At 69.2% G+C, this 4,795-nt stretch carries 4 protein-coding genes and 1 pseudogene; 4 read left to right on the plus strand and 1 reads right to left on the minus strand.

Going from position 1 to position 4,795, the window contains the following annotated elements:
• From CA983_RS40845 to CA983_RS40860, 4 genes and pseudogenes are all read left to right on the plus strand, one after another.
• Nucleotides 1-1,160 (plus strand): annotated as a pseudogene (locus tag CA983_RS40845) (TerD family protein); the annotation flags it as partial.
• Between the two features lie 223 nt (nt 1,161-1,383).
• Entirely contained in the window at nt 1,384-2,385 is a 1,002-nt protein-coding gene (locus CA983_RS40850) for a TerC/Alx family metal homeostasis membrane protein (RefSeq protein WP_086605726.1), read from the plus strand.
• Nucleotides 2,386-2,513: 128 nt separating this feature from the next.
• Complete coding sequence (locus CA983_RS40855; RefSeq protein WP_086605727.1) at nt 2,514-2,816, plus strand: hypothetical protein; 303 nt, start codon at nt 2,514-2,516, stop codon at nt 2,814-2,816.
• Between the two features lie 119 nt (nt 2,817-2,935).
• Nucleotides 2,936-4,036, plus strand: coding sequence for a calcium:cation antiporter (locus CA983_RS40860; RefSeq protein ID WP_086605728.1), 1,101 nt, complete (start codon nt 2,936-2,938; stop codon nt 4,034-4,036).
• 60 nt (nt 4,037-4,096) lie between these two features.
• On the opposite strand, the gene CA983_RS40865 is transcribed toward CA983_RS40860, so the two are convergent.
• The coding region (locus tag CA983_RS40865; RefSeq protein WP_143645729.1) for an MFS transporter at nt 4,097-4,795 on the minus strand (699 nt) is incomplete at its 5' end.

The following is a 4,795-nucleotide window of genomic DNA, read 5'->3' on the forward strand; positions in this document are numbered from 1 at the left end:
CCGCACCCGCGGCCGCACCGGGGCAGCCCGCCCAGCCCGTCGCGGGCGACGCGACCGGCTGGTCCATGGACGAGCGGCTCTACAACCAGGTGTGGGGCATGTTCGAGGACCTGGCCCGCAGCACCGCCGCCTACCGCAGCGCCGTCGACTTCGCCGAGTCCCGCATGGACAAGGAGCTCGAACAGGTCCTGTCCGACCCGCGCAGCCGGATCGGCGGCCAGGGCGACGCCGCCCGCGAGGCGGCCCGCGCCCGGCACGCCCAGCTCGTCGCCCAGGCCGGCGAGGCCCTCGACCGGGACCTCGCCCAGCTCACGGCCGAGGCCGAGGTCGTCGAACCGGCTCTCCCACCGGCGTACGCCCGCTGGGACAGCCCCGTCTGGCAGGCCTACCGGGTGCCGATGGAGATCCCCATGGCCCTGCGCCTGGGCGACCTCCATCTCCCCGAGGCCGACCGGATCCGCATCCCGATGCTGGTCCGGCTGCCGCTGGAGCGCGGCCTGTGGATCGACAGCGGCCGGACCGGATCGTCCGACGGTTCGTTCGCGGACTCGCACGCCCTGGGGCGTCTCGCCATGGAGACGGCGGTCGCGCACGCGGCGCGGCTGCTCGCCGTCCACCCGGCGGGGGAGTTCACCGTCCACGTCATCGACCCGGCCGGCTCGGGCGCGCAGCCGCTCGCACCACTCGTGCGGACCGGTGTGCTCGCGGCCCCGCCGGCGCTCGGCGCCGCAGGGGTGGCGGACGTGCTGGCCCAGCTCATCCAGCGGGTCGACCTGGTGCAGATGGCAGTACGGGGAGGCGCCGCCGACTCCCTGCCGCCCGGGTTCGACACCTCACAGCAACTGCTGATCGTCAACGACTTCCCGCACGGCTTCGACGACCGGGCCGTGAACCAACTGCGCTACCTCGCCGACGAGGGTCCCGCCTTCGGCGTCCACCTGATGATGGTGGCCGACCGCGAGGAGTCCTCCGGGTACGGGCCTTTGCTCGACCCGCTGTGGCGTTCGCTGTTGCGACTGACACCGGTACCCGACGACCATCTCGCCGATCCGTGGGTCGGTCATGCCTGGACGTACGAACCTTCGCTCGTGCCGCCGGGCAGTCAGGTCCTCCAGCAGGTGCTCACCCAGGTCGCGGCCGCCCGCACCAAGTATGTGTAAAGCCGCCTGACCATGGGTTTTGGTCCTTCTTTTGCCAAGCGCTTTACCTGTTCTTGGTGATTGCGGTACTGTTGTCGGCACGGAGGGGAGTACTCCCTGTCTGCTGCGGCGTACCCGTCAATACGGATCAGGCCAGATCCCGGGGCGTCGGCCCATCTTTGGGTGGAAGAGACCTCCGGCAGCGACGACGCTGACATTTGCCGTTACGACTGCCGGAGGCGCAGTGGATGTTTCCGTGACCCTATGGGTCCTGACGATCGTGGGGCTCGCCGCCCTGATCGCGGTCGACTTCTTCATCGGCCGCAAGCCGCACGACGTATCGATCAAGGAAGCCGGGATCTGGACGGTCGTCTGGATCGTTCTGGCCGCGCTCTTCGGGCTCGGCCTCCTGGTGTTCGGCGGCGGCCAGCCCGCCGGCGAGTTCTTCGCAGGCTTCATCACCGAGAAGTCACTCAGTGTCGACAACCTCTTCGTCTTCGTCCTGATCATGGCGAAGTTCGCGGTGCCCTCGCAGTACCAGCAGCGCGTACTCCTGATCGGTGTCCTCATAGCCCTCGTCTTGCGGGCCATCTTCATCGCCGCGGGCGCCGCGATCCTCGCCAGCTTCTCGTGGGTCTTCTACCTCTTCGGCGCCTTCCTGATCTGGACCGCCTGGAAGCTGATCCAGGAGGCCCGGGCGGAAGAGCAGGACGAGGAGTTCGAGGAGAACAAGCTGCTCAAGGCCGCCGAGCGCCGCTTCGGTGTGGCCGACCGCTACCACGGCACCAAGCTGTGGATCCAGGAGAACGGCAAGCGGGTCATGACCCCGATGCTGGTCGTGATGCTCGCGATCGGCTCCACGGACGTGCTGTTCGCGCTCGACTCCATCCCGGCGATCTTCGGCCTGACGCAGGACCCGTACATCGTCTTCACGGCCAACGCGTTCGCCCTGATGGGTCTGCGCCAGCTGTACTTCCTCATCGGCGGCCTGCTGAAGAGGCTGGTCCACCTCAGCTACGGCCTGTCGATCATCCTGGGCTTCATCGGCGTGAAGCTGGTGCTGCACGCGCTGCATGAGTCCGGGGTGCACGTGCCTGAGATCAGTATTCCGGTCTCGCTCGGCGTGATCTGCTCGGTCCTGATCGTCACCACGATCACCAGCCTGCGGGCTTCCAAGAAGCAGGCGGCGGCCGAGGCGGCGCAGGCGCAGAGCGGAGACGCTCCGAAGGACAGCATCGACGTCTGACCACGTCGGACGTAGGAGCAACCAGCACCGGGACCGGTGGTCGGCGAATTGCCGACTGCCGGTCCCGGTGCTTGCTTGTTCTTGAGAGTGTTCCCGTTCCGGGGACGCCGTGGCCGGCTGGAGGTGCCGTGAAGTTCGTACAGATCATCGACTTCGAGACCGAGCGCATGGACGAGATGGAGCGAGTGTTCGAGGAGGCGGGGAGGCGCTTCGCCGGTCGGCCGGGCGGCCCCACGCAGCGCATGCTTCTGAAGGACCGCGACAATCCGCGCCGCTATCTGGCGCTGATCGAGTTCGATTCCTACGAGGAGGCCATGCGCAACAGCAACGATCCCGAGACCAGCAGGATGGCGGAGCAACTGAACGAGCTCTGCATCGGCGAGCGGGTGTACACCAACTGCGACCTCGTGGACCAGCGGGAGCTCGCGTAGCCCCGCAGACTGAACTCGCTTAGCCCCGCGGCGCGTGTACTCGCGTAGCTCCCTGGCACGAGTGAAGGGGCCCGCACGACCGGAGTGCGGAGCCCCTTCACGTCTGCGACGATCACCGCATGATCGCTCGGCGCGGGCCGCTCATGGCACAGTGGACGACCCTGGTGCCCCTGCTCGCGGTCGTGCTGTTGGTCTTCACCTGGGGGCGTGATCTGCCGGCCGCGGTCGTCGCGCTGATGACCCTGGTCCTCGCGGGAGCCGTGCTGGCCGCCGTGCACCACGCCGAGGTGGTGGCCCACCGGGTCGGCGAGCCGTTCGGCTCCCTCGTCCTCGCCATCGCTGTCACGATCATCGAGGTCGCCCTCATCGTCACCCTGATGGCCGACGGTGGGGACAAGAGCTCGACGCTGGCCCGGGACACGGTCTTCGCAGCCGTGATGATCACCTGCAACGGTATCGTCGGCCTCTGCCTCCTGGTCGCCTCCCTGCGGCACGGCACGGCCGTTTTCAATCCCGAGGGCACCGGCGCCGCACTCGCGACCGTCGCCACCCTGGCCACGCTCAGCCTGGTCCTGCCGACGTTCACCACGAGCAAGCCGGGCCCGGAGTTCTCCACCGTCCAGCTGACCTTCGCCGCGCTCTCCTCACTGGTCCTGTACGGACTGTTCGTCGCGACACAGACCGTGCGGCACCGGGACTACTTCCTGCCGATCACCCGGCACGGCGAGGTGATCAGGGCGGAGGAACACGCGGCGGCGCCGACCGCCCGTACGGCCCTGATCAGCCTGGGGCTGCTCGGCCTGGCGCTGGTCGGCGTGGTCGGCCTGGCCAAAGGGGTGTCGCCCACCATCGAGTCAGGGGTGGATGCCGCCGGGCTGCACCAAGCCGTCGTCGGTGTGATCATCGCGCTGCTGGTGCTGCTCCCGGAGACCATCGCCGCGCTGCGAGCCGCGCGCCGCGACCGCGTGCAGACCAGCCTGAACCTCGCCCTCGGCTCGGCCATGGCCAGCATCGGCCTGACCATCCCAGCGGTCGCGCTCGCGTCCATCTGGCTGTCCGGCCCGCTGGTGCTCGGCCTGGGTGCCACGCACATGGTGCTGCTCGCCCTGACCGTGGTGGTGGCTTCGCTGACCGTGGTACCGGGCCGGGCCACGCCACTCCAGGGCGGAGTCCATCTGGTGCTGTTCGCGGCGTATCTGGAGCTGGCGATCAACCCGTAGCCGCTCACCATGGACGCGCGTAAGCGCGCGCGCAAGCGTTTACGCGCACCACTGCCAAGGTCACCCGGAGGCAGGCTCCGCCGCCGCCACCGGCACCGGACGCGTCTCCGGCAACAGCGCGAAGCACCCCAGGCTGAACAGCGCGATCGCCGTCAGATACGCGGCCACGGCCCAGGGAACCCGCCCGCTCTGCTCGGCCAGCGCCGTCGCCACGATCGGCGTGAGCGCGCCCCCGAGGACGCCGCCGAGGTTGTACCCGACCGCGGCACCCGTGCAGCGCACCCGAGGCTCGTACAACTCCGGCAGATACGCGGCGATCACGGCGAACATCGTGATGAACGCCAGCATCGCCCCGAGGAAGCCGAGGAACATCGGCAACGGCGCGCCGGTGGCGAGGAGCGCGACCATCGGGAACATCCACAGGGCGGCGGCCGCGCACCCGGCCAGGCACAGGGGACGCCGGCCGTACCGGTCTCCGAGCAGGGCCACCAGCGGCGTGAGCGCGCCCTTCACGACCACCGCGGCCATGATGCAGGTCAGCATGACGCTGCGGCTCACCCCGAGCCGCTCCGTCCCGTAGGCCAGCGACCAGGTCGTCACGGCGTAGAAGATCGCGTAGCCGATCGCGAGCGCCCCGCCGGTCAGCAGGAGCAGGCGCCAGTGGTCGCGCAGGACTTCGACGAGCGGCACGCGCGCGTGGTCGTCGATCTGGAGGAAACTGGGGCTCTCGGCGAGCGACGAACGCAGCCACAGCCCCAC

Source organism: Streptomyces swartbergensis (assembly GCF_002148965.1).
In the GTDB taxonomy this organism is placed as follows: domain Bacteria; phylum Actinomycetota; class Actinomycetes; order Streptomycetales; family Streptomycetaceae; genus Streptomyces; species Streptomyces swartbergensis.

Bases quoted from the DNA above. Each gene is read 5' to 3' on its own strand.
- CA983_RS40860 (WP_086605728.1), top strand. From the start codon at position 2,936: ATGATCGCTCGGCGCGGGCCGCTCATGGCACAGTGGACGACCCTGGTG.